The 26,515-nt window shown below is 71.4% G+C and carries 24 protein-coding genes; 13 read left to right on the top strand and 11 right to left on the bottom strand.

Annotated features, from left to right (window positions below; translation table 11 throughout):
- Positions 1-258 precede the first annotated feature (258 nt).
- From ABZ208_RS18935 to ABZ208_RS18915, 5 genes are all read right to left on the bottom strand, one after another.
- Positions 259-822, bottom strand: a complete 564-nt coding sequence (locus tag ABZ208_RS18935) for a hypothetical protein (protein WP_356910592.1) — start codon at positions 820-822, stop codon at positions 259-261.
- A complete protein-coding gene (locus ABZ208_RS18930; protein WP_356910591.1) occupies positions 819-2,432 on the bottom strand; it encodes a HAMP domain-containing sensor histidine kinase in 1,614 nt (537 codons plus the stop codon). Before ABZ208_RS18930 ends, ABZ208_RS18935 begins: the two co-directional genes overlap by 4 nt.
- 26 nt (positions 2,433-2,458) lie before the next feature.
- A complete protein-coding gene (locus ABZ208_RS18925) occupies positions 2,459-3,142 on the bottom strand; it encodes a response regulator transcription factor (protein WP_356910590.1) in 684 nt (227 codons plus the stop codon).
- A gap of 24 nt (positions 3,143-3,166) precedes the next feature.
- On the bottom strand, positions 3,167-4,768 hold the full coding sequence (gene murJ / locus ABZ208_RS18920) for a murein biosynthesis integral membrane protein MurJ (RefSeq protein WP_356910651.1): 1,602 nt from the start codon (positions 4,766-4,768) through the stop codon (positions 3,167-3,169).
- 596 nt (positions 4,769-5,364) lie between these two features.
- Complete coding sequence (locus ABZ208_RS18915) at positions 5,365-6,552, bottom strand: peptidoglycan bridge formation glycyltransferase FemA/FemB family protein (RefSeq protein ID WP_356910649.1); 1,188 nt, start codon at positions 6,550-6,552, stop codon at positions 5,365-5,367.
- A gap of 197 nt (positions 6,553-6,749) precedes the next feature.
- On the opposite strand from ABZ208_RS18915, the gene ABZ208_RS18910 reads away from it, so the two are divergent.
- Entirely contained in the window at positions 6,750-7,934 is a 1,185-nt protein-coding gene (locus ABZ208_RS18910) for an Ig-like domain-containing protein (protein WP_356910589.1), read from the top strand.
- 26 nt (positions 7,935-7,960) lie between these two features.
- On the opposite strand, the gene ABZ208_RS18905 is transcribed toward ABZ208_RS18910, so the two are convergent.
- Positions 7,961-8,614, bottom strand: a complete 654-nt coding sequence (locus ABZ208_RS18905) for a pirin family protein (RefSeq protein WP_356910648.1) — start codon at positions 8,612-8,614, stop codon at positions 7,961-7,963.
- A gap of 97 nt (positions 8,615-8,711) precedes the next feature.
- Between ABZ208_RS18905 and ABZ208_RS18900 the strand changes: the two genes are divergently transcribed.
- The 5 genes from ABZ208_RS18900 (at position 8,712) to fabF (ending at position 13,607) form a co-directional block, all read left to right on the top strand.
- On the top strand, positions 8,712-9,896 hold the full coding sequence (locus tag ABZ208_RS18900) for a helix-turn-helix domain-containing protein (protein ID WP_328400954.1): 1,185 nt from the start codon (positions 8,712-8,714) through the stop codon (positions 9,894-9,896).
- Between the two features lie 89 nt (positions 9,897-9,985).
- Positions 9,986-10,921 carry an ACP S-malonyltransferase gene (locus ABZ208_RS18895; protein WP_356910588.1) on the top strand — a complete coding sequence of 312 codons (936 nt, stop codon included), beginning with the start codon at positions 9,986-9,988 and terminating at the stop codon, positions 10,919-10,921.
- Between the two features lie 16 nt (positions 10,922-10,937).
- Positions 10,938-11,939, top strand: a complete 1,002-nt coding sequence (locus ABZ208_RS18890) for a ketoacyl-ACP synthase III (protein ID WP_328400950.1) — start codon at positions 10,938-10,940, stop codon at positions 11,937-11,939.
- Positions 11,940-12,004: 65 nt separating this feature from the next.
- Positions 12,005-12,259: an acyl carrier protein gene (locus ABZ208_RS18885; protein WP_328400948.1), complete on the top strand. Its 255-nt coding sequence runs from the start codon at positions 12,005-12,007 to the stop codon at positions 12,257-12,259.
- Between the two features lie 85 nt (positions 12,260-12,344).
- Positions 12,345-13,607, top strand: a complete 1,263-nt coding sequence (fabF, locus tag ABZ208_RS18880) for a beta-ketoacyl-ACP synthase II (RefSeq protein ID WP_356910587.1) — start codon at positions 12,345-12,347, stop codon at positions 13,605-13,607.
- A gap of 572 nt (positions 13,608-14,179) precedes the next feature.
- On the opposite strand, the gene ABZ208_RS18875 is transcribed toward fabF, so the two are convergent.
- Positions 14,180-14,872 carry a hemerythrin domain-containing protein gene (locus ABZ208_RS18875; protein WP_356910586.1) on the bottom strand — a complete coding sequence of 231 codons (693 nt, stop codon included), beginning with the start codon at positions 14,870-14,872 and terminating at the stop codon, positions 14,180-14,182.
- An 80-nt stretch (positions 14,873-14,952) separates the two neighbouring features.
- On the opposite strand from ABZ208_RS18875, the gene ABZ208_RS18870 reads away from it, so the two are divergent.
- Positions 14,953-15,426 (top strand): MarR family transcriptional regulator, encoded by a 474-nt coding sequence (locus ABZ208_RS18870; RefSeq protein WP_356910585.1) that lies wholly within the window; start codon positions 14,953-14,955, stop codon positions 15,424-15,426.
- Here ABZ208_RS18870 and ABZ208_RS18865 read toward each other — a convergent pair.
- The gene (locus ABZ208_RS18865; protein ID WP_356910584.1) at positions 15,423-15,917 is read right to left on the bottom strand and encodes a DUF3145 domain-containing protein; all 495 of its coding nucleotides are present in this window, start codon (positions 15,915-15,917) and stop codon (positions 15,423-15,425) included. The genes ABZ208_RS18870 and ABZ208_RS18865 overlap by 4 nt on opposite strands.
- A gap of 321 nt (positions 15,918-16,238) precedes the next feature.
- Here ABZ208_RS18865 and ABZ208_RS18860 point away from each other — a divergent pair, with 321 nt between their 5' ends.
- The 4 genes from ABZ208_RS18860 to ABZ208_RS18845 all read left to right on the top strand — a co-directional run bounded on the left by ABZ208_RS18860 (position 16,239) and on the right by ABZ208_RS18845 (position 20,837).
- Complete coding sequence (locus ABZ208_RS18860) at positions 16,239-17,108, top strand: SGNH/GDSL hydrolase family protein (RefSeq protein ID WP_356910583.1); 870 nt, start codon at positions 16,239-16,241, stop codon at positions 17,106-17,108.
- 135 nt (positions 17,109-17,243) lie between these two features.
- Positions 17,244-18,656: a DUF1996 domain-containing protein gene (locus tag ABZ208_RS18855; RefSeq protein WP_356910582.1), complete on the top strand. Its 1,413-nt coding sequence runs from the start codon at positions 17,244-17,246 to the stop codon at positions 18,654-18,656.
- 168 nt (positions 18,657-18,824) lie between these two features.
- The gene (locus ABZ208_RS18850) at positions 18,825-20,003 is read left to right on the top strand and encodes a pyroglutamyl peptidase (protein ID WP_356910647.1); all 1,179 of its coding nucleotides are present in this window, start codon (positions 18,825-18,827) and stop codon (positions 20,001-20,003) included.
- Between the two features lie 114 nt (positions 20,004-20,117).
- Positions 20,118-20,837, top strand: a complete 720-nt coding sequence (locus ABZ208_RS18845) for a carbon-nitrogen hydrolase family protein (RefSeq protein ID WP_356910581.1) — start codon at positions 20,118-20,120, stop codon at positions 20,835-20,837.
- A 5-nt stretch (positions 20,838-20,842) separates the two neighbouring features.
- Here ABZ208_RS18845 and ABZ208_RS18840 read toward each other — a convergent pair whose 3' ends face one another.
- A complete protein-coding gene (locus tag ABZ208_RS18840; RefSeq protein ID WP_356910580.1) occupies positions 20,843-21,631 on the bottom strand; it encodes an EI24 domain-containing protein in 789 nt (262 codons plus the stop codon).
- Positions 21,632-21,821: 190 nt separating this feature from the next.
- On the opposite strand from ABZ208_RS18840, the gene ABZ208_RS18835 reads away from it, so the two are divergent.
- Positions 21,822-24,374 (top strand): M14 family zinc carboxypeptidase, encoded by a 2,553-nt coding sequence (locus ABZ208_RS18835; protein WP_356910579.1) that lies wholly within the window; start codon positions 21,822-21,824, stop codon positions 24,372-24,374.
- Positions 24,375-24,445: 71 nt separating this feature from the next.
- On the opposite strand, the gene ABZ208_RS18830 is transcribed toward ABZ208_RS18835, so the two are convergent.
- Both ABZ208_RS18830 and ABZ208_RS18825 read right to left on the bottom strand, forming a co-directional pair.
- A complete protein-coding gene (locus ABZ208_RS18830; RefSeq protein WP_356910578.1) occupies positions 24,446-24,874 on the bottom strand; it encodes an organic hydroperoxide resistance protein in 429 nt (142 codons plus the stop codon).
- A 66-nt stretch (positions 24,875-24,940) separates the two neighbouring features.
- Positions 24,941-25,960 (bottom strand): NADP-dependent oxidoreductase, encoded by a 1,020-nt coding sequence (locus tag ABZ208_RS18825; RefSeq protein ID WP_356910577.1) that lies wholly within the window; start codon positions 25,958-25,960, stop codon positions 24,941-24,943.
- Between the two features lie 91 nt (positions 25,961-26,051).
- Here ABZ208_RS18825 and ABZ208_RS18820 point away from each other — a divergent pair, with 91 nt between their 5' ends.
- Positions 26,052-26,492 (top strand): MarR family transcriptional regulator, encoded by a 441-nt coding sequence (locus tag ABZ208_RS18820; RefSeq protein WP_356910576.1) that lies wholly within the window; start codon positions 26,052-26,054, stop codon positions 26,490-26,492.
- Positions 26,493-26,515 lie beyond the last annotated feature (23 nt).

Genomic DNA, 26,515 nt, shown 5'->3' with positions numbered 1-26,515 from the left:
GCCGGAGGCAGGACCCGAACCTGACACGCGGATTATGATCGATGGACTCCATGTCCGCAATCGACCATTTGTGGCCGTTTCCTCCCATTGGTCAGAGCCGGTCGTGATCCCGCACCAGGTGAAGCGCCCCGGGGCGCCGTTTCCGCCGGAGCAGCGATTCCTCGGTTGCCCGATCGAAGATCGAACCCGGGAGCACTCGGCTTGCCGGCGCAGCGCGATGACCACCCGTTCCGGGCGGGGTCCGTTCGGTGGGCGCGGCTAGCTCGGCCGTGCGGTCGGACGCGGCAGGACGCCTAGGTCGATGTCGGCGTCGCAGTTGGCCCGTTCCAGCGGGCCGTCCGTGCCCCGGAGGTGGACCGGCGTGAGCCCCTCGGGGTCCTCGCTGAACGCGATCGTGCAGACCAGCTGGCGCAGCGCGGTGTCGTCGAGGCGGCCGAGCGCGATCGGCACGGTGACCTCGACCCCGCTCGGGTCGGGCGGCGCTGCGCGCAGCGTGGCGCCGGGGGGCAGTTCGGGCAGACCGGTGGTGAGTCCGGCCGCGCGGTCCCGCTCGGCCGGACCCGCGAACAGCACCGAGAGCGTGTCGCCGGTCGACGCCCCCGGGCTCTGCGGATCCTCGAACTCCCCTTCCAGGGAACGGATCACGGGCAACAGCTTCCCGTCCGGAGAGCGGAAGAAGAGCACCATCCCGGTCGAGCTCTGGGGAAAGACCTGGATGGTGGCGGGACCGCCCGCCTCGACGACATCGGTCTCCTGGATACCGCAGCCGGTGAGCACCGGGGCGGCCGCGAGCAGCGCGGCGGCACAGCGCAGTCGTCTCATGGCGTGGCCTCCGTCGCCGCCGTGAGAGGTATCTCGACGGTGAAGACCGCGCCCCGGCCTCCGGGCGCATTCGCAGCCCGGACCGTGCCGCCGTGCAGCCGTACGTTCTCCTGCGTGATCGCGAGTCCCAGTCCGCTGCCCGCCGAGCGGGTACGGGCGGCATCGGCCTTGAAGAAGCGGTCGAAGATGTGCGGCAGCACGTCGTGCCGGATGCCGGGTCCGCTGTCCTCCACCTCGGTGACCAGCACGGCCGCACCGTCCGCGCCCGTCTCGGCGCGCAGCCGTACGGTGACAGGCGCGCCGCCGTGCTTGAGCGCGTTCCCGACGAGATTGGCGACCACGATATCGAAGCGGCGCGGGTCGAGACGCGCGCGGATGCCGTGGGGCAGCTCGGTGCGGATCCGGTCGTCGGTCCAGTGCCGGTTCTGCAGGGTCTTGCGGATCGCCTCGGCGGCGTCGACCTCGTCGGTGTTGAGCTCGGCCGCGCGGGCGTCGAAGCGGGAGATCTCCATCAGATCCTCGACCAGCACGGCGAGCTTCCCGGTCTCGGCGCTGATCAGCCGGACGGCCCTCGCGGTGTCGGGGTCGAGCCGGTCCGCGTCCTCGTCGAGGACCTCGGTGACGGCGAGCATCCCGGCGAGCGGGGTGCGCAGTTCGTGCGAGACGTCCGAGGCGAAACGGCGGGCGCGGGCCTCGGCCTGCCTCAGTTCGTCGACGGAGTGTTCGAGCGCGGCCGCGGACTCGTTGAACGTGCTGGCCAGATCGGCCAGTTCGTCCCTTCCCCGGACCTGGATCCGGGTGTCGAGGCGACCGCTGCCCATGTTGCCCGCGGCCTTGCGCAGTTCGCGGACGGGTCGCAGCACGCTGCGCGAGGCGAGCAGTGCGGGGACCAGCGCCACCGCCAGGGCAGGCAGCGCGCCGTCCCTGGCCGCGGTGACCAGAGCCTCGACATTGGCCTGCTCGTCGGTCATCGGCATCACGGCGAACAGGGTCAGACCGCTGTGCAGGACGCCGTTGGGGCCGACCTTGAAGACGGCGGGCATGCCGATGGTCAGATACGGGACACCGTCCTTGACGACCCGTTCGAAGCTTCCGTGCGGACTCGTGAGTGCGGTGCGGCGCAGCTCGGGGGTGATCACGCCCGAGGTGGGTCTGGTCCCGGAGGAGATCCGCAGCGAGCCGTACTCGGCGAAGACGATCCACGGGTGGGGCTTGCCCTTGCGGGCCATGTCGCGCAGCTCGTCCTGCAGTCCGCGACGATCCAGCGGCAGTTCGACACCGAGCAGCTGGACACGGTCGCGGAACGACGTGACCGCCGTGTCCTGGGCCGTGACCAGCACCGCGTTGCGCGCCTCGCGGTAGGTGAGCGTGGCGGTCGTCGCGGCGCTGACCGCCGCGACCAGCAGGAAGGCGAGCACGAGGCGGGTGCGCAGGCCGAACGCGAGGACACGGCGCGCCGAGCGGGCGCTCGCCCTGCCGCCGCGCGTCGGGCCTGTGCGCGTGCGGCTCGGGGGCGCGTGGCCTGCCGCAGCTGAGTCCGCCCCCGGGACGTCTCCGCCGGCGACGTCCGCGCCCGGGGTGGCCGTGTCCGTGGTGGCCGTGTCGCGCATGCTCGCGGTCATACCGCGGCGGAGCCTCACAGCGGTCCGAAGCGGTAGCCGAAGCCCCGCAGAGTCTGGATGTAGCGGGGGCTGCCGGGCGTGTCCTCGATCTTGTTCCGCAGCCTCCGTACACAGGCGTCGACGAGCCGCGCGTCGGCGTGGTAGCTGTGCTCCCACACATGTTCCAGCAGCTGCTGCCGACTGAACACCTGCTCGGGGGCGGCGCAGAGATGCAGCAGCAGCCTCAGCTCGGAGGGCGCGAGCGTGAGGCGCTGCCCGGACTTGGCGACGGTGAGCCCGGCGCGGTCGATGGCGAGCTCGCCGTGGAACTCGACGGAGGGTCTGCCGCCTCCGGTGTCCTCGATCCGCCGCAGCACGGCCCGGATACGGGCCTCGATCACCTCGGTCCGGGCGGGTTTGACGATGTAGTCGTCGGCACCGGCCTCGAGCCCGACGACGACGTCGAAGTCGTCGCCGCGTGCGGTGAGCATGATGATCGGCAGCTGGCTGGTCTCCCGGACCTTCCGGCAGACCTGGACGCCGTTCATACCGGGCAGCATCAGATCCAGCAGGAGCAGATCGGGCCGGAACTCACCGAGCGCGGCGAGCCCGGCCTCACCCGTGGCGGCCGTCCGTATGTCGTGACCGCGGCGGCGCAGGCCGAGTTCGACCCCCTCCCGTACGGAGGGGTCGTCTTCTATGAGCAGGACGCGAGGCATGTATGGAGTATCCCCAGGTGAGGTTCAGCGGCGGGCGAGACGTCCGCGGACGCCGGTGAGCAGGGCGTCGATTTCGGTGAGCCGCAGCGGGCGGGCGAGGAGCACGAAGGTCAGCGCGAGGGCTGCCGCGCCGCCCGCGGTGGCGGCGGCCGGTCCGGCCCCGGCCGCCCAGCGGGCCGCGGCGTACCCGAGCACGGCGGCCGGGGCGGCGGCGAGCAGCAGCCGGGCCTGGGCTGCCGCGGTCGCCGAACGCCACAGCCGTGGGGCGCGTCCTGACGCCGGTGCGAGCCGCCTGTTGAGGACGTACGCCGTGACCGCCCAGCCCGCCCACAGCGCCAGCGAGTACGCCCCTGCCATGCCCGTCACGGCCCAGCGTGCGGGCAACAGGGCGTACGCCGTCGCGGACAGCGCCGAGTTGAGGCCCGCGATCACCAGGTTGAGCAGGAACGGCGTGCGGGTGTCGGACAGGGCGTAGAACGAGCGGGAGAGGACGTACTGGCCGGAGAAGGCGACGAGTCCGGGTGCGAACGCCACCAGGATGCCCGCCATCACGGCGATGTCGTCGGCGCCGGTTCTGCCGTACTGGAAGACGAGCGCCATCACGGGCTGCGCGAGGGCCGCCAGCGCGCACGCGGCGGGCACCACGATCGCGGCGCTCTTGCGCAGGGCGTACGACACGTCGCGCCGCACGCCCGCCGTGTCGCCGTCCGCCGCGGCGCCGCTCATCCGCGGCAGCAGCGCGGTGACCAGCGACACGGTGACGATGCCGTGCGGTACGGCCCACAGCAGATAGGCGTTGTTGTACGCGCTGAACCCGGCGCCGCCGTCGATGCCCTGGTCCACCGCGTGCCTGCCCGCATCCGTCGCCAGCCTGGTCGTCACCCAGTACGCGAGCTGGTTGGTGAGCACCAGCAGCACCAGCCAGCCGGCCGAACGCAGCGGCCGGGTCAGCCCGCTGCCGCGCCAGTCGAAGCGGGGCCGGAAGCGGAATCGGGCCGCGCGCAGGGCGGGGGCGAGCGCAAGGGCCTGGACGGCGATCCCGGCAGTGGTGCCCCAGCCCAGGAGTGCGGTCTCGCCGGCAGTGAGCGTGCCGCCGTCGCCGGTCACCAGATACAGCCCGAACACGCCGATGACGACGACGTTGTTGAGGACCGGTGTCCACATCATCGCGCCGAACCGGCCGCGGGCGTTCAGTACTTGCCCGAGGAGGGTGAACAGCCCGAGGAAGAAGATCTGCGGCAGGCAGTAGCGGGCGAAGGCGACCGTCATGGTGGCCTGGGGGCCGGGGTAGTCGGTGTACATGTCGATGACGAGCGGCGCGGCCCAGACGGCCGCGGCGGTGATCGCCAGCAGGGCGAGGACGCAGACGGTGAGCAGCCGGTCGGTGTAGGCCGTGCCGCCGTCGTCGTGCTCCTTGGCGGCCTTGACCAGCTCGGGCACGAAGACCGCGTTCAGCGCGCCGCCGAGGAGGAGCATGTAGACCACGGTGGGCACGGTGTTGCCGACCGCGTAGCCGTCGGCGGTGAGCCCGACGCCGAGGGCCGCGGCGACGACCGCGGACCGGACGAACCCGGTGGCACGCGAGACGACGGACCCGGCGGCCATCAGGACACCGCTGCGCAGCACGGACTGCGGGCGGCCCTCGACCGCGGGACCGGCGGCGCCCCGGGGCCCGTCGGCGACGGACCCGCCGTCACCGCCGCGCGGCGCGCCGCCTCCGGCCTCGGCTGCCGCGACCGCCCCGGTCCGGGCAGGCACCTGGCCCGCACCCGGTGCGGCGGTGCCGGACCCCACAGTGCCCTGGGCCACGTCGTACCCGCCGCCGGACCGTGCGCCGTCGCCGTCACGGGGAGGAGCCCCCGCACCGGGGGCCATGGTGGTCACGGCCCCGGCCGCGAAGTGGCTTTCGGCACCCGCCGGTCCGGTGGGTACGGATCCGCCGGCACCGTCCGTGCGGCCGGAACGCGCGCCGCCGCCGCGCGGCGGCGGGCCTTCGGCCGTGGCTGCCGCGACCGCTTCTGCTCGGGCCGGCACCCGGCCCGCAGCAGGTGCGGCGGTGCCGGACCCCGCGGGGTCCTCCGTTCCGGCCGCCCCCGTGACGGCCGGTACACCCGCACCCGCGGGTGCCGCGGCGGGCTGTGCCTCACCGGACACCGCACCACGCTCGCCATCGGCCGCCCCCGTGGCGGCCGATGCGTCCGCGCGTGCGGCCCCGCTCGCGCTCATCGGCGCGCCATGTACGCCTGGAAAGCCCGGTACAGCGTGTGGTTGGCCGTCCCGCCCAATGGTCTCTCCCATTCCCCCAGCGTCTCGACGACCTGTCCTCCGGTGCCGAGCTTCCAGCGCAGCAGTCCGAACGGGCGGTCGTCAGGGTCGAGGGTGGAGGGTACCCCGCGCATGTCGTAGACGTCGGCGCCGAGTGCGTGGGCGTCGAGCAGCATCCGCCACTGCAGGGCGTTGGAGGGGCGGACGTCTCGGCGGTGGTCGGCGGACGCACCGGTCTGGTACCAGACCCGCCGGCCGACCGTGATCATGGTGTGGGCGGCCAGCGTCTCGCCGTCGTGGCGCGCGAGATACAGCTTCATCCGGCCCGGCTCCTCGGCGTTGAGGACCGCGTACTGACGCTCGTAGTACGCGAGCGAGCGGCCGAGCCGGAAACCGTCGCGCTCCTCGGTGATACGCAGCAGCCGGTAGAACTCGGGAAGGTCCGCGGCGCTGCCCACCACCACCTCCACCCCCGCCTTCTGCGCGCGGCGGACGTTGCGCCGCCACTCCTGGTTGAGGCCGGACCACAGGTCGTCGGTGGTGCGTCCGGCGAGCGGCACCTGGAAGACATGGCGAGGCTGCGCGTCACCGTCGCCCCCGCCGCCGTCCTCTCCGCAGCGTTTCCAGCCGCGCGTCCGCAGCCGTTCGGCGACCGTCGTGCCGAGCGGGTCGACCTCGCAGGCAAGGACGTCGGCGAGGCGCCGGCCGGGCCCGGTGAGGGACTTGAGCCGGGCGGCGTCCCAGCGGCGGTACGCGGGCGAGGGGCCGATACGCACGGCGAAGGCGCCCGCCGCCCGCAGATGGCTCAGCAGCGGGTCGAGCCAGCCGTCGATGTCCGGGTCGGCCCAGTCGGCGACCGGCCCTTCGGGGAGGTAGGCGAAAAAGCGGCGGGTGCCCGGGAGTTGCCGCAGCAGCACGAGCGCCACGCCCGTCAGCTTCCCGGCGGCCGGGTCCGCGCCCCAGCCGAGCAGTTGGGCGCGCCAGCCCTCCTTGACCTGGGCCCAGGACGGGCATTGGAGAAAGCCTGCCCCCAGCGCGCCGCCCGCCCGGGAGGCGAGGAACGCGCGGTAGGTCTCGGCGGTGACGGGCTCCAGCAGGGTTTCCCGGCGTCGGTCGTCCTGACCACGGCCGGGTCTCACGAGCAGCGCAGACACGGTGTCAGCCTCTCTGTGGGGAACGCCGAGGATGCTCACAGCCGCGCATGACCGTCCCGCGCGGCGATTGTGACCGGACCATGACCGTTCCTCACCAGTCGCCGTCACATTGCTCTCGCGCCGCTCACCTGCGCTTTCTCCGTCCTAGAGTCGCGATATCCCACCAAACTCCCGACGGAGGTCTTCCGTTGCGTCACATATCTGTGCGCCGTGCGGCCGCGGCGTTCGTACTCGTCCCGCTCGCCGCCTGCTCATCTGTCAGCACCTCCGCGCCGGACGACAAGCCCGGTGGCAGGCCCGCCGGTGACCGGCCCGCGACCGTCACCGTGAGACCCGAAGGGCGGCAGGCGAAGCCGGGCGAACCGGTGGTGGTCACCGCGACCGGCGGCAGGCTCACCGAGGTCACGGTCACCGATGCCAAGGGCCGCGCGCTCACCGGGAAGGTCTCGACCGACGGTGCGCGGTGGACCTCGGACCGCAGGACGGTGCCGGGTGGCGCGTACTCGGTCACGGCGGCGACCCGCACCAAGGACGGCGCCACCGGTACGAGCAAGCACTCCTTCGCCACCGCCGCGGCCGGCAAGGTCAACAAGGTCGACTGGCGTCCGGGTACCGGAAACACCGTGGGCGTCGCCCAGCCGATCTCCCTGGTCTTCGACAACCCGGTGAAGAACAAGGCAGAGGTGGAGAAGCAGCTGAAGGTCACCACCTCGGAGAACACCGAGGGGTCATGGGGCTGGATGCGGGACTGGTCCGGCCGGGACCGGGTGGACTGGCGGCCCAAGGAGTACTGGAAGCCCGGCACCGAGGTCACCCTCGACGCGCAGCTGAACGGCACCGACTCGGGAGCGGCCGGCGGCTGGTTCGTACGCGACTACTCGACCACCTTCACCATCGGTGCGCGTCAGATCGTCAAGGTCGACCTCGACCGCCATCAGCTGACCCTGGAGCGCGACGGCAAGGCTGTACGGAAGATCCCGGTCTCGGGCGGCACCCCCGGCGGCGACAAGCGCTCCTGGCGCGGGACCGCGGTGCTGATGGCGAAGGAGGGCACGATCAACATGAACTCCGAGACGGTGGGCCTCGGTGACGCCTACGACAAGATGGTCGAGCACTCGATGCGCCTGACCTGGTCCGGGATGTACGCGCACGCGGCGCCGTGGAACGCCAAGTGGTTCGGCAAGGCGAACATGAGCTCGGGCTGCATCGGCATGAGCGACGCCGACGCCGCGTGGTTCTACGGCCAGGTGCGGGTCGGCGACCCGTTCGAGATCAAGGGCGCGGAAACCAAGGGCACGGTCGCCCCGGGGAACGGCTTCGGCGACTGGAACCTGTCGTGGGCCGACTGGCAGGCGACGAGTGCCCTGCGCTGAGGGGCCTCAGGAGACGGCGGGCGAGCTCAGCCCGTGAGCTCCCACAGCAGAACCTCCGCGGCCTCGGCGCCGGTGAGTTCCAGGCCCTCGGCACCGGTGATCCGCACGGCGTCACCGGCACCCAACCCGTGCTCGGACAGCCGCACTCGGCCGCGTACGACATGCAGGTACACCAGCGGCGCGTCCGGCACGGCGGTGCGTTCGCCGGCGGCGAGGCGGCGGACGTGGAGCATGGCGCCGGCCTGCGGGAGGGCGTACGGGGTGGAGTCGGCGATGCCGCGCACGATCTCGTACGCCGGCTCGCCGCCCGGCTCCAGCGGGGCGAGCCACATCTGCACGAACACCAGCGGCAGCTCGCCGTCGTTGCGCTCGACGTGCCGCACCCCGCCCGCCGAGCTGAGCCGCTGGACGTCCCCGGGCCGTACGACGGTGGCATGGCCGGCCGAGTCGCGGTGGGTGAGCTCGCCCTCGACGACCCAGGTGACGATCTCGGTGTGGCTGTGCGGATGCTCGTCGAACCCGGCGCCGGGTGCGAGCCGCTCCTCGTTGCACGCGAGGATCGCGCCGAAGCGGAGGTTGTCCGGGTCGTAGTGCCGCCCGAAGGAGAAGGCGTGCAGGGACTCGATGCCCGAGGCCGAGTCCCCGCCGCGGTAGCGCTCATCGGCGCGCCGAACGGAAATCACGCCTCCACCGTAGCCGGGCCGCCGCAGCACCCGACTCGATGGAAGAGAACCCCTGCACTCCGCCCAGGCGTCCTGATAAGGCACTCTTGTCCCCGTGCCCGTACCTGCAGCGAATCCTCCCCATCCGCACAATGCGACCCTGCGCCGGCTGGAGCAGTCGTCCGGCCGGCTGGCCGCGAACGCCATCGCCCGCATGGACGAGACGCTGCCCTGGTACCGGGCCATGCCCCCGGAGAACCGGTCGTGGATCGGCCTGGTCGCCCAGGCCGGTATCGCCGCGTTCACCGAGTGGTTCCGGCACCCTGAGACCCCGCAGGCGATCTCGACCGATGTCTTCGGCACCGCTCCGCGGGAGCTGACCCGGGCGATCACCCTGCGCCAGACCGTGGAGATGGTGCGCACCACCATCGAGGTCATGGAGGCCGCGATCGACGAGGTCGCCGCACCCGGCGACGAGTCGGTGCTACGTGAGGCGCTGCTGGTGTACGCACGGGAGATCGCGTTCGCCACCGCGCAGGTGTACGCGCAGGCCGCAGAGGCACGCGGCGCGTGGGACGCCCGTCTCGAGTCGCTCGTGGTGAACGCGGTGCTGTCCGGCGAGGCGGACGAGGGCGCCGTCTCGCGCGCCGCCGCGCTCGGGTGGAACTCCCCGGAGCATGTGTGTGTGATCCTCGGCACCGCCCCGGACGGGGACAGCGAGCTGACGGTGGAGGCGATCCGCCGGGCCTCGCGGCACGCCAAGCTCCAGGTGCTCACCGGCGTGCTCGGCGACCGGCTGGTGGTCATCGCGGGCGGCAGCGACAATCCGCTCCATGTGGCGAAGGCGCTGATCGGACCGTATGCGGCGGGCCCGGTCGTCGCAGGTCCCATCGTTCCCGACCTGCTCGCCGCGACCCGGTCCGCACAGGCCGCGGCAGCCGGACTCAAGGCCTGCTCGGCGTGGCAGGACGCGCCGCGGCCGGTTCTCGCGGATGATCTGCTTCCGGAGCGTGCTATCGCGGCGGACCCCGCTGCGCGCGAGCAGCTGGTGGAGGAGATCTACAGACCGCTGGAGGAGGCGGGCTCGGCGCTGCTGGAGACCCTCAGTGTCTATCTGGAGCAGGCGAGCAGTCTCGAAGGCGCGGCGCGGATGCTCTTCGTGCATCCCAACACCGTGCGCTACCGGCTGCGACGTGTGACCGACGTCACCGGATGGTCGCCCTCGGACGTTCGCTCTGCGTTCACGCTGCGGATCGCACTCATCCTCGGGCGTCTGGCCGACGGGGATGCCCAGTCCTAAACTTTTGTCGGACACCAACAATTCCCCTGACGGTTCTTCGTCCCTGTCCCCACGGGCGTTTGGAGCCGTCCACAAGAGAGAGTGTGAGGGTGCTCGTACTCGTCGCTCCCGGCCAAGGCGCTCAGACGCCCGGCTTCCTGACTCCCTGGCTCGACCTCCCCGGCGCCGCCGACCGCATTGCGGCCTGGTCCGACGCGATCGGGCTCGACCTCGCCCACTACGGGACCAAGGCCGACGCGGACGAGATCCGCGACACGGCCGTCGCGCAGCCGCTGCTGGTGGCCGCCGGTCTGCTGTCGGCCGCCGCCCTCGGCGAGGTGGCTCCCGGTGCGGTCGCCGGTCACAGCGTCGGTGAGATCACCGCCGCCGCGCTCGCGGGTGTCCTCGACGACACCGCCGCGCTGCGTTTCGTCCGCACCCGGGGACTTGCGATGGCCGAGGCCGCCGCGGTCACCGAGACGGGTATGTCCGCGGTGCTCGGCGGCGACCCGGACCAGGTGGTGGCCCACCTCGAGAAGCTCGGCCTGACTGCGGCGAACGTCAACGGCGCGGGTCAGATCGTCGCCGCCGGAACCGCCGAGCAGCTCGCCGCGCTCGCCGAGGACAAGCCGGAGAAGGCGCGGGTGATCGCCCTGAAGGTGGCCGGCGCGTTCCACACGCACCACATGGCGCCCGCGGTCGCGACCCTGGAGGGCGCCGCGACGACCCTCACGGTGTCCGACCCGGCCGTCCCCTATGTCTCGAACAGGGACGGGCAGATCGTCGCCGACGGCGCCGACGTCATCTCCCGTCTGGTCGGCCAGGTCGCCAACCCGGTCCGCTGGGACCTGTGCATGGAGACCTTCAAGGAGCAGGGCGTCACCGCCCTGATCGAGGTCTGCCCCGGCGCCACCCTCACCGGTCTCGCCAAGCGTGCGCTGCCGGGTGTGCGGACGCTGGCGCTGAAGACCCCGGACGACCTCGACGCGGCCCGCACGCTGCTCGCCGAGACCGGTGCATCTGCCGCTGACGCGGCGGGTGCCTGACAAGGAGCCGTAGAGCATGGCCAAGATCAAGCCCAGTCAGGGCGCGCCGTACGCACGCATTCTGGGAGTCGGCGGCTACCGCCCGACCCGGGTGGTGCCCAACGAGGTGATCCTCGAGACGATCGACTCGTCCGACGAGTGGATCCGCTCGCGTTCGGGCATCGCGACGCGCCACTGGGCCTCCGACGAGGAGACCGTGTGCGCGATGTCGGTGGAGGCGTCCGGCAAGGCGATCGCCGACGCCGGGATCACCCCGGAGCAGATCGGCGGCGTGATCGTCTCCACCGTGTCGCACTTCAAGCAGACCCCGGCCGTCGCCACGGAGATCGCGGACAAGATCGGCGCGGTGAAGCCGGCGGCGTTCGACATCTCGGCGGGCTGCGCGGGCTTCGGCTACGGCCTGACCCTGGCCAAGGGCATGGTGGTCGAAGGCTCGGCGGAGTACGTCCTCGTCATCGGCGTGGAGCGGCTCAGTGACCTGACCGACCTGGAGGACCGCGCGACGGCCTTCCTGTTCGGGGACGGCGCGGGCGCTGTCGTCGTCGGCCCGGCGAAGGAGCCGATGATCGGCCCGACCGTCTGGGGCTCGGAGGGCGACAAGTCCGAGACGATCAAGCAGACCGTTCCGTGGTCGGACTACCGCACCGGTGATGTCGCGAAGTTCCCTGCCATCACGCAGGAGGGCCAAGCGGTGTTCCGCTGGGCCGTGTTCGAGATGGCGAAGGTCGCCCAGCAGGCGCTGGACGCGGCCGGGATCACCTCGGACGACCTGGACGTCTTCATCCCGCACCAGGCAAACATGCGGATCATCGACTCGATGGTGAAGACTCTGAAGCTGCCGGAGCATGTCACGGTCGCCCGCGATGTGGAAACCACCGGCAACACGTCGGCCGCCTCGATCCCGCTCGCGATGGAGCGGCTTCTGGCGACCGGTCAGGCGAAGAGCGGTGACACCGCGCTCGTCATCGGCTTCGGGGCGGGTCTCGTCTACGCCGCGACGGTCGTTACCCTCCCCTAGGCACCGTACGGATCTTCCGGACGGCTGCTGCCACACCCTCAGATACACACCGAAGGAGCGCCAACATGGCCGCCACGCAGGAAGAGATCGTCGCCGGTCTCGCCGACATCGTCAACGAGATCGCCGGTATCCCGGTCGAGGACGTCCAGCTGGACAAGTCCTTCACCGACGACCTGGACGTCGACTCGCTGTCCATGGTCGAGGTCGTCGTCGCCGCCGAAGAGCGCTTCGACGTCAAGATCCCGGACGAGGACGTCAAGAACCTGAAGACCGTCGGCGACGCCGCGGACTACATCGCGAAGCACCAGGTCGGCAAGTAACACCTCCGGCCCGAGTCGCGCTCGTCGCCACCCTCGGTGGCGCCGTGCACATTCCGCACCCCCTATACGTGGAGAAAGAATTCCTGTGAACTCGACCAATCGCACCGTGGTCGTCACCGGTATCGGCGCAACCACACCGCTGGGTGGCGACAGCGCATCGACTTGGGAAGGTCTGCTCGCCGGACGTTCCGGAGTGAAGCCCCTGGAGGGCGAGCGCTTCGCCGAACTGCCGGTCCGTATCGCCGCACCCGCGGCGGTCGACCCGGGCGAGGTCCTGCCGCGCCCGCTCGCCCGCAAGCTGGACCGCTCGGCCCAGTTCGCGGTCATCGCGGCGCGCGAGGCGTGGGCCGACGCCGGTTTCACCGCTGCGGCGGGCGAGGACGACCAGGTCGCGCCCGCGCGGCTGGGTGCGGTGATCGCGTCCGGTATCGGCGGTGTGACGACGCTGCTCGACCAGTACGACGTGCTGAAGGACAAGGGCGTACGCCGTGTCTCCCCGCACACCGTCCCCATGCTCATGCCGAACGGTCCGTCCGCCAACGTCGGCCTCGAGGTGAACGCCCAGGCGGGCGTGCACACCCCGGTCTCGGCGTGCGCGTCGGGCGCGGAGGCGATCGGCTACGCGGTGGAGATGATCCGCACCGGCCGCGCCGATGTGGTCGTCGCCGGCGGCACCGAGGCGGCCATCCACCCGCTGCCCATCGCGGCGTTCGCCAACATGATGGCGATGTCCAAGAACAACGACGAGCCCGAGAAGGCCTCGCGTCCGTACGACACCGCCCGGGACGGCTTCGTCCTCGGCGAGGGCGCGGGCGTGGTGATCCTGGAGTCGGCGGAGCACGCGTCGGCGCGTGGTGCGAAGGTCTACTGCGAGGTGCTGGGCCAGGGCCTGTCCGCGGACAGCCACCACATCGCGCAGCCGGAGCCGACGGGCCGCGGTATCGCCGCGGCGCTGCGCAACCTGCTGGACACCACGGACCTCAAGCCCGCCGAGGTGGTGCACCTCAACGCACACGCCACGTCGACGCCGCAGGGTGACGTCGCCGAGATCAAGGCGCTGCGCAGCGTCCTGGGTGACGACCTCGACCATGTGGCGGTCTCCGCCACGAAGTCGATGACGGGTCATCTGCTGGGCGGCGCGGGCGGCATCGAGACGGTGGCGACGGTGCTGGCGCTGCACCACCGCACGGCTCCGCCCACGATCAACGTCGACGACCTGGACGAGACGGTCGACGCGGACATCGTCCGCGCCGAGCCCCGTCCCCTCCCTGAGGGCACGATCGCGGCGATCAACAACTCGTTCGGCTTCGGCGGCCACAACGTGGTGCTGGCGTTCCGCACGGTCTGACGCCTGTCCGACGCACGAAAGCGGGTCCGGTTCCCCTGCGGGAGCCGGACCCGCTTCGTGCGGGCGGGGCGAACACGCTCGCGCCAGGCCCTGTCCGGGGCGATCTTGTCGTGCGCGCGACGACAGCTGCGGCACCTCGCTGTGTTGTCCCAGTCGCCCGCGTACGTCCGGTACGCGGGCGATCTCCCCCGGCCTCCGGCCGGGCGGTGCCCCTAGCGTTGCGATGCGTCCCCTCGGCCCTGGCAGGCCTGGGGAGACCCCACACCTCGGCCCTGGCAGGCCTGGAGAGACCCCACACCTCGGCCCTGGCAGGCCTGGAGAGACCCCACACCTCGGCCCTGGCAGGCCCGGGGAGACCCCACGCCTCGGCCCTGGCAGGCCTGGAGAGACCCCACGCCTCGGCCCTGGCAGGCCTGGAGAGACCCCACACCTCGGCCCTGGCAGGCCCGGGGAGACCCCACACCTCGGCCCTGGCAGGCCTGGAGAGACCCCACGCCTCGACCCTGGCGGGCCTGGGGAGACCCCACGCATCTGACGCCGCAGGCTGACCTCGAAGATCGCCCGGACAGGGCCTAGGCGACTTGGGCGGCCGCCCAGGCCTCCGGAGCACCCAAGTCCGCGTAGAGACGGGCGCGTTGGGCGGGAGCGAGAGTGGTGGAGAGCGCGGCGAGCGTACGGCCCGCCTCGGTGCCGGGGCCGTCGGCGAGCGTGGCACCCACTATGGCGGCCCGGTCCGCGGGAGGGAGCGACGGGAGCATACGGCGCAGATCGGCGAGGGCCTCCTCGGGCGTACGGGAGGCGCGGAAGGCACCGAACACGGCGCCCAGTTCGTCGTCGCCGCAGCGCTCCCACAGGGCGGGCATCGCGACGGTCTCCTCGGTGTGCAGGTGCGCGAGATAGGCGCTGATCAGCTCGTTCAGCGCCAGATAGAGCGCGTGCCCTGCCGAGGGGCGTGACGCCGGCGGCTCCTTCGGCAGGGCCCGCGCCCGCTCGTCGAGTGCGGCGAGTGCCGCGTCGAGCCGTACATGCTCGCCGTCCAGCGCGTCGGCCGCCCGCGGCGCCCGGTCCCGCAGCAGCGGGTGGACATAGGTGTCCTCGTGGTCGGCGTGTTCGCGGAGCTCCTGTGTCATGGCCAGGCAGCGCTGCGTGAGCTCCTCCATGACGCTCTGCTCGGCGTGGTCCGCGGCACCGACCTCGACCGCGAGTGCGAAGAGACGGGCGCGCTGCCCCATGTGAACGTTCCGGTACAGATCGACCCTGGTCATGGTGTTTCTCCTGACGGTTCACCCCCGACTAGAATGACAACACCTTCACATACAGACAACATGTTGTCAAAGGAGTCCCCATGCCCGGAGGCCATTCCGACGCCGCGCCGGACGAGATGGCACTGCTGGTGGCCGATGTGTTCGAGGCCGCGGGAGCGTTGCGGCGGCTGGGCGAGCGGACCGCGCAGACCGAAGGACTCACCCAGGCCCGGTGGCAGGTCCTGAGCGTCATGTCGGAGGAGGCACTCACCGTGCCGCAGGCCGCCCGCCGTCTCGGCGTGTCCCGGCAGAACGTGCAGCGTGTGGCCAACGACCTCGTGGAGCTCGGGCACGCCGCGTACACCGACAACCCCGACCACAAGGGATCACCCCTGCTGGCACTCACACCCGGTGGGCGCAACGTCCTCGCGAAGGTCACCGAGCGGGCCACCGAGCGGCACCGCACGCTCGTCCAGGCGCTGCCCGAGCGGGAGATCGCGGCCGCGCGCGGCTTTCTGCGCCGGCTGCTCACGGAACTGGACCGGCAGGAACAGGGGGACGAGGGAAAGCGCTAGACGACCTGGTGGAGCCAGCGGACCGGGGCACCCTCGCCCGCGTACCGGAAGGGCTCCAGTTCGTCGTCCCACGGCTTGCCGAGCAGCCTGGCGATCTCGGCCTCCAGGTCCGTCCCGCCCTGGGATGCGCGGCCCAGCGCCGCGCGCAGGCGGTCCTCGGGGATCAGGATGTCGCCGTGGATACCGGTGACCGCATGGAAGATGCCCAGGTCGGGCGTCGCGCTGTAGCGCTCACCCTCCGCCGTGGCACACGGCTCGGCCGTGACCTCGAAGCGCAGCAGATGCCAGCCTCGTAGCGCCGAGGCGAGCTTGGCGGCCGTGCCGACCGCGCCCTGCCAGGAGAACTCGGCTCTCCAGGTGCCGGGTGATGCCGGCTGACGGATCCAGTCGAGCTGGACCCGCACGCCGAGCACTCCCGCGATCGCCCACTCGACGTGCGGGCACAGCGCGCGAGGTGCGGAGTGAACGTACAGAACGCCACGTGTCGTCACCGGGACCTCCAGTGTGGGACGAGGATCGCCTTCCCAGCGGTCTCAGTAAACAGCATCATGCGCCAATCCCTACAAAAGGGACAGGATGTGACGCGATGTAATTTACTGGGGCCGATGGGCGAAGTGCAGCCTCTGGGTCGACAGGGGAAAAGCTACCGTGCGAGAACCCCCGAGGGTTGACGTACTGTCGGTCCTGAGCCCGTACGCACGAAGCTTTCACTCGCCAGGACGTCACAGGGCGTCAGATGCCGTTGATACGGAGGGGATCGGGGCATGCGGCAGAGCAGTCGGACGCACCGCTCACGCACAGTAACCGCAGTCATGACGGCCACCGCGCTTCTCGCGGCCGGCGGCGCGCTGGCCGGGTGCGACGCCACACCGTCCACCGACGGGCGGCGCTCGGGGGCGCCCACACGGCCCGCGCCGAGACCCACACCGGTGTGGGACCGCAGCCCGAACTCACTCGCCGCGGTCGGCGACTCGATCACCCGCGGCTTCGACGCCTGCATGGTGTTCGCGGACTGCCCCGAGGTCTCCTGGGCCACGGGCACCGACAACACCGTACGGAGCCTGGCGCTGCGCCTGCTCGGTGAGCGGGCGGTGACCACGCACAGCTGGAACTTCGCACGCTCCGGGGCCCACGTGGCCGAGCTTCCCGAGCAGATGACCCGGGCCGCCGCCAAGAAGCCGGAGTTGGTCACGGTGATGGTGGGCGCCAACGACGCCTGCGCCGACACGGTCGACCGGATGACCCCGGTGGACGATTTCCGGACGTCCTTCGTCACGTCGCTCGCCCGTCTGCGCCAAGGCGCCCCCAAGGCCCATGTCTACGTCTCGAGCGTGCCGGACCTCAAGCGCCTGTGGTCGACCGGCCGGAGTGATCCGCTGGGCAGCCAGATCTGGCGGCTGGGCATCTGCGCCACCATGCTGGGCGACGCCAACGACCTGAGCACCACGGCGCAGGAGCGGCGCGAGAGCGTCCACCAGCGGGTCATGGCGTACAACAAGGTGCTCAAGGACGTGTGCGGCAAGGATCTGCGCTGCCGCTACGACGGCGGGGCGGTCTTCAACTACCGCTTCGAGGGGGAGCAGTTGAGCCGCTGGGACTGGTTCCACCCGAGCCGGGACGGACAGCAGCGGCTGGCCGAGATCGCCTACCGCAACGTCACGGCCACCCGGCCGCCTGCCTAGGTCTTACGAGTCTGTGACACCCCTGCGACTCCTGGGGTACACGGGGTCGACGTGTTGCCAGAGTGAGCCGCCAACGGGGGCCCTCGTCCTGCATACGGGCGTCGGGTCGGACCCATCAGAGAGCGAGCACACGTCATGAACCAGCGGCACAAGGTGAACCGCACTCGGCGAAAGGCACTCATCGCAGTGGCCGGCCTGGTGCTGGGAGGCGGCGGTCTGGTGGCCGTCAACGCGGCGGCCAACGCCGGGAGCGCCGACGCCCGGCGCGCCGGGGGCATCGTCTGTCCCTCGGTCCAGGACCGGCTGCCCGAGGTACCCGAGGAGGCACGCGACGAGGTGCACCGGAACCTGGACGCGTTGCGGCAGGACATCAGGGCGGCCGACGCCCGGTGGGCCTCGGGGAAGGCGGGGTCCTCCCGTACCGTCCTCGATTCCCTGTGGTCCAAACGCTCGGCCGCGCTGGAGCGGATCGAGGTGGCCGTCGAGCGGGCGGGGGCCGAGCGGCCACGGAACCTGCAGAGCCTCTCGCAGTGCACGCTCGCCGCAGGAGACACACAGGTGAAGGCGGGAGGCGATCAGCAGCAGGGGGCCGGTCAGCCGTCCCCGGGCGCACCAGGTCCCGGGCAGGCCCCCGCAGGTGAGCAGGGACAGGCCGCCGGCAACGGCCCCGTGCCCGAGGACTTCGTGGACATCACCGCCGTCCGGCCCAACGTCCGGCCCGTACGCAACGGCCGTTCGGCCTCGCGGGGCACCTTCCGGTCGCGGTGCGGTGTCAACGCCCAGGGACAGTTCAACTCCGACAACGTCATCGTCGCCCCCGGGGTGACCAACGGTGCCCACCACACCCACGACTACGTGGGCGCGACCGGCGTCGACGGCTTCACCACCAACGAGTCGCTGGCGGCCGCCCGGACCACCTGTACCAACGGTGACCGGTCCACCTACTACTGGCCCGTGCTGCGCGACCGCGGCGGCGTCCAGGAGTCCGACGCCGACCAGCAGGGCGGCGGTGCGGAGGGCAACATCGGCAGGATCCTCACGCCCGCGTCCGTATCACTGGAGTTCACCGGCAATCCGCGGTCCAAGGTGATCGCGATGCCCCGGTTCCTGCGCATCATCACCGGTGACGCCAAGGCCAACGCGAACGGCGGCGCGAACGCCAACGCCCGGTTCACCTGCACCGGCTTCGAGAACCGGGTGGAGCTGAAGGACAAGTACCCGATCTGCCCCCAGGGCAGCAGGCTGATGCGCGTGTCCAAGTTCCAGAGCTGCTGGGACGGCAAGAACACCGACAGCGCCGACCACCGCTCCCATGTCGCCTTCGCCGATGCCACGGGCAGGTGCCCCGCCGGGTTCCGGCCGATCCCGCAGCTCGTCCAGCGTGTCACCTACAACGGCCTCGCGGGCAGTACCGGCTTCGCCGTCGACAGCTTCCCCGAGTCGTTCCACAAACCGGTCACCGACCACGGCGACTTCATCAACGCCATGTCGAACTCGCTGATGAAGCAGGCGGTGAACTGCATCAACACCGGCCGCCGCTGCGGCTGACCGCTCCCGCACCCAGGCCATTCGCCCGGCCCGGCCCTGGTCGCGCGCAGGGGCCCGACGACATACTTCCGGCACTCCGACGGAAGGACTCTTGTGCTCCGAATACGCACGTCCCACACCCCCCTCCGCACCTTCGGCGTCACCGTGCTCGCCGCCACGGCGCTCTGTCTGACCGCACCTTCCCCCGCCGCCGCTCAGCCGGCGGCGGCCCAGCCGCTCACCGCCGAGGAGCAGCGGCTGGAGCGTGCCGTCCCCCAGGAGATACTGCGCCGCAGCGGATTCGGCACCGTGGCGCCGGAATTCACGCGGGCGCTGGCCGCCGTGCACTCGTACCGGCAGACCGAGCTGACTGTCCGGCACCATTCAGGTGCGCTGTGGGAGAGGGCCGTGGACCGGGCACAGGGCCGAGGACCCGCGGCGGGTGATCTGAGCCGGGACGACGACCGACCGCTGTACTGGGCGCGGCTCGGGATGACGGCCGCACTGCGGCAGTGGCAGCCGGAGTTCGCGTTGACGGACGCGCAGCGGGCCCGGCTGCTGGACCGGCTCGAGCGCTCTTCGCGGGGCCAGGACTCGATGCGCCTTCCGGCGGGCAAGGGGATCAAGCGCATCGTGATGACCGGGTTCGACCCGTTCACGCTGGACCGCGACATCCGGATCAGCAATCCGTCGGGGGCGGCCGCGCTGGCACTGGACGGCACCTGGATCCGTACCGCCGACGGCACGACGGCCCGTATCGAGACCGCCGTCTTCCCCGTCCGCTGGCAGGACTTCGCCGACGGCACGGTCGAGCGGACGCTGCGCCCGCAACTGCCGAAGGTCGATGTGTTCACGACGGTCAGCCAGGGGCGGGTGGGCAGGTTCGACATCGAACGCACGAACGGCGCATGGCGGGGCGGATTCCCCGACAACGACAACATCTCGCGCACGGAGACGGTGCCGGTGAGCGATCCCGCGTCGCAGCCGCAGTGGACCACGACGACACTGCCGTACGCGGCGATCGTCGCGGCCCCGACGGGTCGCTTCCCGGTGTTCGACAACACCCAGGTGACGGAGGTCCCGGCGGGCGGGACGGACCCGGTGGTCCGCGCGAACGGTCCGACTCCCGGCTCCACGGCCCGCTCGGGCGGCGGCGGCGACTACCTCTCGAACGAGATCGCGTACCGCGCCACCCTGCTGCGGGACAGGCTGGGCGCGACCGTCCCCGGCGGCCACGTGCACACCCCGGTCCTGCAGTTCGGGACGGGGAACGCGACGGAGGTCACGGATCCGGAGTTCGTACGGAACCGCCTGGACATCGTCGCCCAGGTGCGGGAGATCATCCGGGTGGCCGCGTCCTTCGGCTGACCGGAAGCCACGACGGCCCGCACCACACCGGTCAAGGCCCTGGTCCATCACCCTTGTGACACTGATCCCGCCGGGGGCGACCCGGCGGGATCACTGCCGGGCGATGATGGACGCATGAAGATAGCCGCAGCGCAGTTCACGTCCGTACCCGGCGCCGTCGGGGCCAATGTCCGCGCCATGGCGGACCTGATCCGGTCGGCGGCCGCACAGGGGGCCCGGCTCGTCGTGTTCGCCGAACTGGCGGTCACGGGGTACGAGGTGGGGCTGATCGCCAAGGACGCGGGGCTCACGCTCACCGAGGACGATCCGCGTCTCGAACCGGTACGTCAGGCCTGCCGTACCGGAGGCATCGCTGCCGTGCTCGGCTGTCCGGTGAGCACGGAGTCGGGGCGGCCCGCCATCACCGCGCTGGTGATCGGCCCGGACGGCGCCCTGCTCACCCGCTACGACAAGGTGCATCTGCACGGCGTGGAGAACGACGTCTTCGCGGCGGGCGACAAGGACGGCCGCTTCACGCTCGACGGCACCCGCTTCGCGCTGGCCGTCTGCTACGACAACCGCTTCCCGGAACTCGCCGAGCGGGCCGCGGCGGACGGCTGCCGGGTGTACGTGGCGAGTTCCGTGCTCACAGCGGAGAACGACTCGTTCGAGACGGTCTACCCGGTGCGGGCCCGCGAGAACGGCCTGTATGTCGTGCTCGCCAATGCCGTGGGCGTCAGCCCGATAGGGGACTGCCCGGGCGACAGCGGTGTCTGGGGCCCGGACGGCGACCTGCTCGCCACCGCCGGCCCGGCCGCGCCCGGCCTCGCGATCACGGAGATCCGGACGCCGTAGGGCCGTCAGCCCTTGTCGAAGGTGTACGGAGCCGGGGCCCGGTCGTCGGGCGCCGGCTCCGGCCCGACCAGGTCCCGCGCCATCAGCGTCGCCCCCGCAACGGCCCCCGGCATGAGGAACACTGCGACGACTGGGACCAGGAAGGCGACGACGAGCGGCACCCCGAAGCCGAGGGTCATCAGCCGCCTGCCGCGCAGCAGCGCGAGGCGGTCCTTCAGTTCGATGCCGCGGCGTTGGAGGGCGACGGCCGTGAGCTCCTCGGCGAGGAAGAACCCGGAGACGCAGAAGCCGATGACCGGTATCACGGTCTGGCCGATGACCGGGATGAAGCCGAGCGCGAAGAGCACCACGCCGTACATCGCGACGCGCAGCACCACCCGCAGGGAGTCCCGCGCGGAGATCCACAGCTCACGCCAGAGCGGCAGTCCGGACTCGGGGACGTCACCGCCCTCGGTACGGTCGACGTGCTCGGAGAGCGACTCGTAGAAGGGCTGGCCGATCAGGAGCGTCACCGCGGTGAAGGTGATCACGGCGAGGAACAGCCCGAAGCCGAAGACGAAGACGGTCAGCGTGCCGCGCACGAGGCCCTGCCACGGGGACGACCAGTCGTCGGCGAACGGCGTGGCCCAGGCGGTGAAGTCGTCGGCGCCGTAGGCGAGCCCGAAGAGCGCTGCGGCATACAGCACCAGGGTCACCAGTCCGGGCAGCAGCCCGAAGCCGAACCACCGGCCGTGCCGGCCGACCCAGCGCTGGCCCTTCATCAGATAGCCGAAGCCCACCCCGAGATCACGCATGCCACCCACCCTATCCGGGCCGTCCGCGGACCGGCTCGCCCCCCGTTCGGCCCAGGCCGGGGGGCGCTACCGGCGCGCGACCGAAGGACCTCTTGTTGCCGGGGAGTTGACGCGATAGACCGTGCAGGGCTGATCGTTTGACCGAGCCGTCCGCCGCCGAACCGCCTCACCGTCCACGGAGGTCGTCCACATGGGGATTCCCCGACCCGCATCCGCTGCTGTCGCCGCGCTCGCCGGTGCGCTGCTGCTCGTAGCCGCGCCGGCGAACGCGCTCACCGGCGCGACCGGCCGCGACAGCCCGCATCCCGTACGCGACGGGAGCGGGCGCGACACCGAGGCCGCCGGGGCGCCCCTGGCAGCCACCACCCACGCGCTCACCGCGCGGGCCCCCGTGCTCGGCAAGAACCGCGGATACCCGCGCCGGACCACGCTCACGGTTCCGCCGGTGAACCCCGCAGACAAGTCGATCAAGCTCGGTCTGGCGCCGTACCACTCGCTCGCGCCGCGGCTCAACGCCCTGCAGCGTCTCGGCGACCGGGTCAGCGTGGAGGTCGCCGGGCACTCGGCCGGCGGGCACGAGCTGTATCTGGTCACCGTCACCGCGCCGGAGAGCGCCGCGCAGGCACGTGAGCAGGAGCGGATGCGGGAACGGATCGAGAACGAGCCTGCTGCCGCTGCCGGGGACCGTCGGATCAAGGCCGCGTACAAAACGCCCGTCTTCATCAACAACAACATCCACGGCAACGAGTGGGAGGGCACGGACGCTGCCCTGAAGCTCATCGAGGAGCTGGCGAGGGCGAAGGACGCGAGGACCGCAGCGCTGCTCGGCACGAGCCGTGTCCATCTCAATGTGACGGCCAATCCGGACGGCCGGATCGCGGGCACCCGCGCCAACGCGAACGGCTTCGACCTGAACCGCGACTTCATCACCGCGACCCAGCCCGAGGCGCGCGCCATCCGGCGGATCGCCATCGACAAGCAGCCGGCCGTGATGCTGGATCTGCACGGATACGTCAATGGCACGCTGATCGAGCCGACGACCCCGCCGCACGGCGAGAACTACGAGTACGACCTCTTCCTGAAGAACGCGTACGCCAACGCGCTGGGTATGGAGAAGGCCGTCAACGGGCTCGGCTACACCCCGGACAAGGACGGCGTGCGGCCCGCTGTGATCCCCTTCCGGGACGAGCAGGAGGGCTGGGACGACTGGCCGCCCGTCTTCACTCCGCAGTACATGCCGTTCCAGGGCGCGGTGGCCTCGCACACGATCGAGTTCCCGATGGCCGTCAACAACAGCGCGTACACCACGCTGCCCGTGGACGAGCTGCGCCGCCGGGCAGCCATCAACACCGCTGTCGCGGGCGCGGCGATGCGGGCGACGCTCGACTACACGTACACCCACCGCACTTCGGTGATCGCCGATCAGATAGAGACCTTCCGGCGCGGAGCGGCGGGTGAGGCGCAGCGGCCGGTGTCGACGGAGACGGTGCCCGGGGTGCCGGGCATCGGCCCGGAGGATGTGTACACGACCGCCTTTCCGCGGGCGTATGTGATCCCGGCGGGCAGGGGTCAGCGCAGCGCGACGGCGGCGGCCCGGCTGGTGGACCACCTGGTCGCCAACGACGTGAGGGTGGAGCGGGCGCGCACGGGCTTCTCGCTCGCGGGCCGCCGCTACGCGGCCGGTTCGTACATCGTCGACATGCGCCAGCCCAAGCGGGGGCTCGCGAATGTGATCCTCGACGCCGGCCGTGACATCAGCGCGGACGTCTCCACGATGTACGACATCTCGGGCTGGAGCCTCGGGCTGCTGTGGGGTGCGCGCGTGGACCGGGCGGACTCGGGCACGCCGCGCGTACCGACCCGCACGGTCCATGCGGCATCGGCGACCGGGTACGTCGCCCCGTTCGGTGACCTGCGGCTGCGCCTGGACGATCCCAAGGAGCTCGCCGCGCTCAACTCCCTGCTGGCGCAGGGGGTCCGGGTGCGGCGCGCGGCGGACGGCTCGGTGGTGGTGCCCGGTTCGGCCCGAGGTGCGGCGCGGGTGCTCGCGGACCGGCTCGGGGTCGCGTTCCCTGCCACGAGGGCCGAGGGGACGACCGCACTGCGGCGGACGAAGGTGGCTGCCGCGGTGACCTCCGGTGAGCTGTTCGCACTGCGCGAGATGGGCTTCGACGTGACACCGGTGACGACGGCCACGCTCAACGCGGGCTTCGACTGGACGGGCTTCGGGGCCCTGTACGTGTCCAGCGGGCTGGATCACGCCGGACTCGGCGCGCAGGCGCGCAGCGCGCTCGACGCGTTCCTGACGGGAGGCGAGGGTCGCGTGGTGGCGCTCGGGGAGCAGGGAGCGGCGTTCAACACAGCGGCGGGGCTGCTGAAGGTGACGCCGGTGGCGGGCAGCGGGGACGCCAACGGCGTGGTCCGGGTGGTCAATGGGCCGGGTGCGCGGATCACGGCCGGGTCCCTGCCGCACACCTTTGTGTACGCGCCGCGCTGGTTCACCGGCCTCGGCGCCGGTGTACGCGTCGAGCAGTCGTACGCCGCGGGGAACCCGCTGGTCGCGGGCCACTGGCGGGCGAACGAGGACGGCACGGGCGGTCCGTCGGCCGCGGCCGGCAAGGCGTCGGTCGTCAGCGGTGTCTCCCGGGCGGGCGCTTCTGTGGTGCTGTTCGGCACGGAGCCGCTCTTCCGCGCCCACCCCAAGGGGGTGTTCGCGCAGATCGGCCGGGCGCTGGTCGGATAGCGGCAGGCAGAAAGGGCCGAGGGCCGCATCCCCCTGCGGGGATGCGGCCCTCGGTCGAAGCGTGCCGCTGGTCAGACGACGGAAAGCTCGACCTTGATGTTGCCGCGCGTGGCGTTGGAGTACGGGCAGACCTGGTGGGCCTTGTCCACGAGCGCCTGGGCGGTGGCCGCGTCGACGTTCGGAACGGAGACGCTGATGGCGACCTCCAGGCCGAAGCCGCCGTTGCCGTTCTTGCCGATGCCGACCGACGCGGTCACCGTCGAACCGGAGATGTCGGCCTTCTCCTGGCGGGCGACGACACCGAGCGCGCCCTGGAAGCAGGCGCTGTAGCCGGCGGCGAACAGCTGCTCCGGGTTGGTACCGGCGCCGTTGCCGCCGAGCTCCTTGGGCGCCGTGACGACGACGTCGAGCATGCCGTCGTCGGTGGCGACGCGCCCGTCACGGCCGTTCTCCGCAGTGGCGACAGCGGTGTAGAGGACGTCTATGGCTTGGATGGACATACTGCGTGTTCCTCCTGGGGTGACGCCGCGACTCGCGCCCACGATCGCGACGGCCTGCCCGCGAGCCTAGCGGGTGAGCGAAACGATCATCTTTCCGGTGTTCTCACCGCGAAGCAGACCGAGGAACGCGTCGAAGCCGTGCTCCATTCCCTCGACGACGGTCTCGTCGTACTTGAGCTCGCCGGAGCGGATCCAGCCGGCCACGTCCTGGACGAACTGCGGCTGGAGCGCCGCGTGGTCGCCGACGAGCATGCCCTGCAGACGCAGCCGCTTGCCGATGACGAGGGCGAGGTTGCGCGGGGCGGGGCTCGGCTCCGTGGCGTTGTACTGGGCGATCATGCCGCAGATGGTGGCCCGGCCGTGGACGTTGAGCGAGGAGATGGCCGCCTCGAGGTGGTCGCCGCCGACGTTGTCGAAGTAGACGTCGATGCCGTCGGGGGCGGCGTCCTTCAGCTGCTGGGCCACGGGACCGCTCTTGTAGTTGAACGCTGCGTCGAAGCCGTATTTCTCGACGAGGAGCTTGACCTTCTCGTCGGAGCCGGCGGAACCGATGACGCGCGAGGCGCCGCGGAGCTTGGCCATCTGGCCGACCTGGCTGCCCACCGCGCCTGCCGCGCCGGAGACGAAGACGGCGTCGCCCTCCTTGAAGGAGGCCACGTCGAACAGGCCCGCGTAAGCGGTGAGGCCGGTCATGCCGAGCACGCCGAGGTACGCGGAGAGCGGGGCGAGCGAGGGGTCGACCTTGGTGGCGTGCTTGGCGGGCACGTTCGCGTACTCGCGCCAGCCGAGACCGTGCAGGACATGGTCGCCGACCTCGAAGCCCTCGGCCTCGGAGGCGATGACCTCGCCGACGGCGCCGCCGTCCATGGGCTGGTCGAGCTGGAACGGCGGGACGTACGACTTGACGTCGTTCATCCGGCCGCGCATGTACGGGTCGACCGAGAAGTAGTGGTTGCGCACAAGGATGCGCCCCTCGCCCGGCGCGGCGACCGGAACCTCACGCAGTGCGACGTCCTCGGCCTTGGGCCAGCCGTGCGGGCGGGCGACAAGGTGCCATTCACGGCCAGTTGCGGGAAGTGCGGACATGGTGCGATTCCTCCTCGTAAAGCTTCATTACCTGAAACAACCATGCTCCTGAATATTTCATGTTGTCAAGTAACTGGGTATTCTGTTGTCCATGGCCAGTCAGCGAACAGATCCCCTGACCCTCGAGGTCGTCGAGCTCATCGGTGCCGTGGTGGCCCGCTACTACGACGAGTACGAGCGGGCCGCGGCCGCGCACTCCCTCACCGGGGCCCAGGCGCGCGTGCTGGGACTGCTGTCCCTGGAGCCCACACCCATGCGCCGGATAGCGCAGAAGCTGAAGTGCGAACCGTCGAACATCACCGGCATCGTGGACCGGCTGGAGCTCCGCGGCCTGGTCGAACGCCGCCCCGACCCGGGCGACCGCCGGGTGAAGATCGCCGCGGCCACCCAAGAGGGCCGTGACACGGCGCATCGGCTACGGGATTCGCTGGGCTTCGCGCGCGAACCGCTGGCCGAGCTGTCCACCGACGAGCGCACGGTGCTGCGGGATCTGCTCAAGCGGATGCTGGGCGAGGATCCGGGCACCGAGTAGCGCGGCCCTGCACGCCCCGGGGT

This window comes from Streptomyces sp. NPDC006208 (assembly GCF_040613775.1).
Classification (GTDB): Bacteria; Actinomycetota; Actinomycetes; order Streptomycetales; family Streptomycetaceae; genus Streptomyces.
The sequence above is the reverse complement of the archived record's forward strand: the minus strand, read 5'-3'. Positions and strand labels throughout refer to the sequence as shown.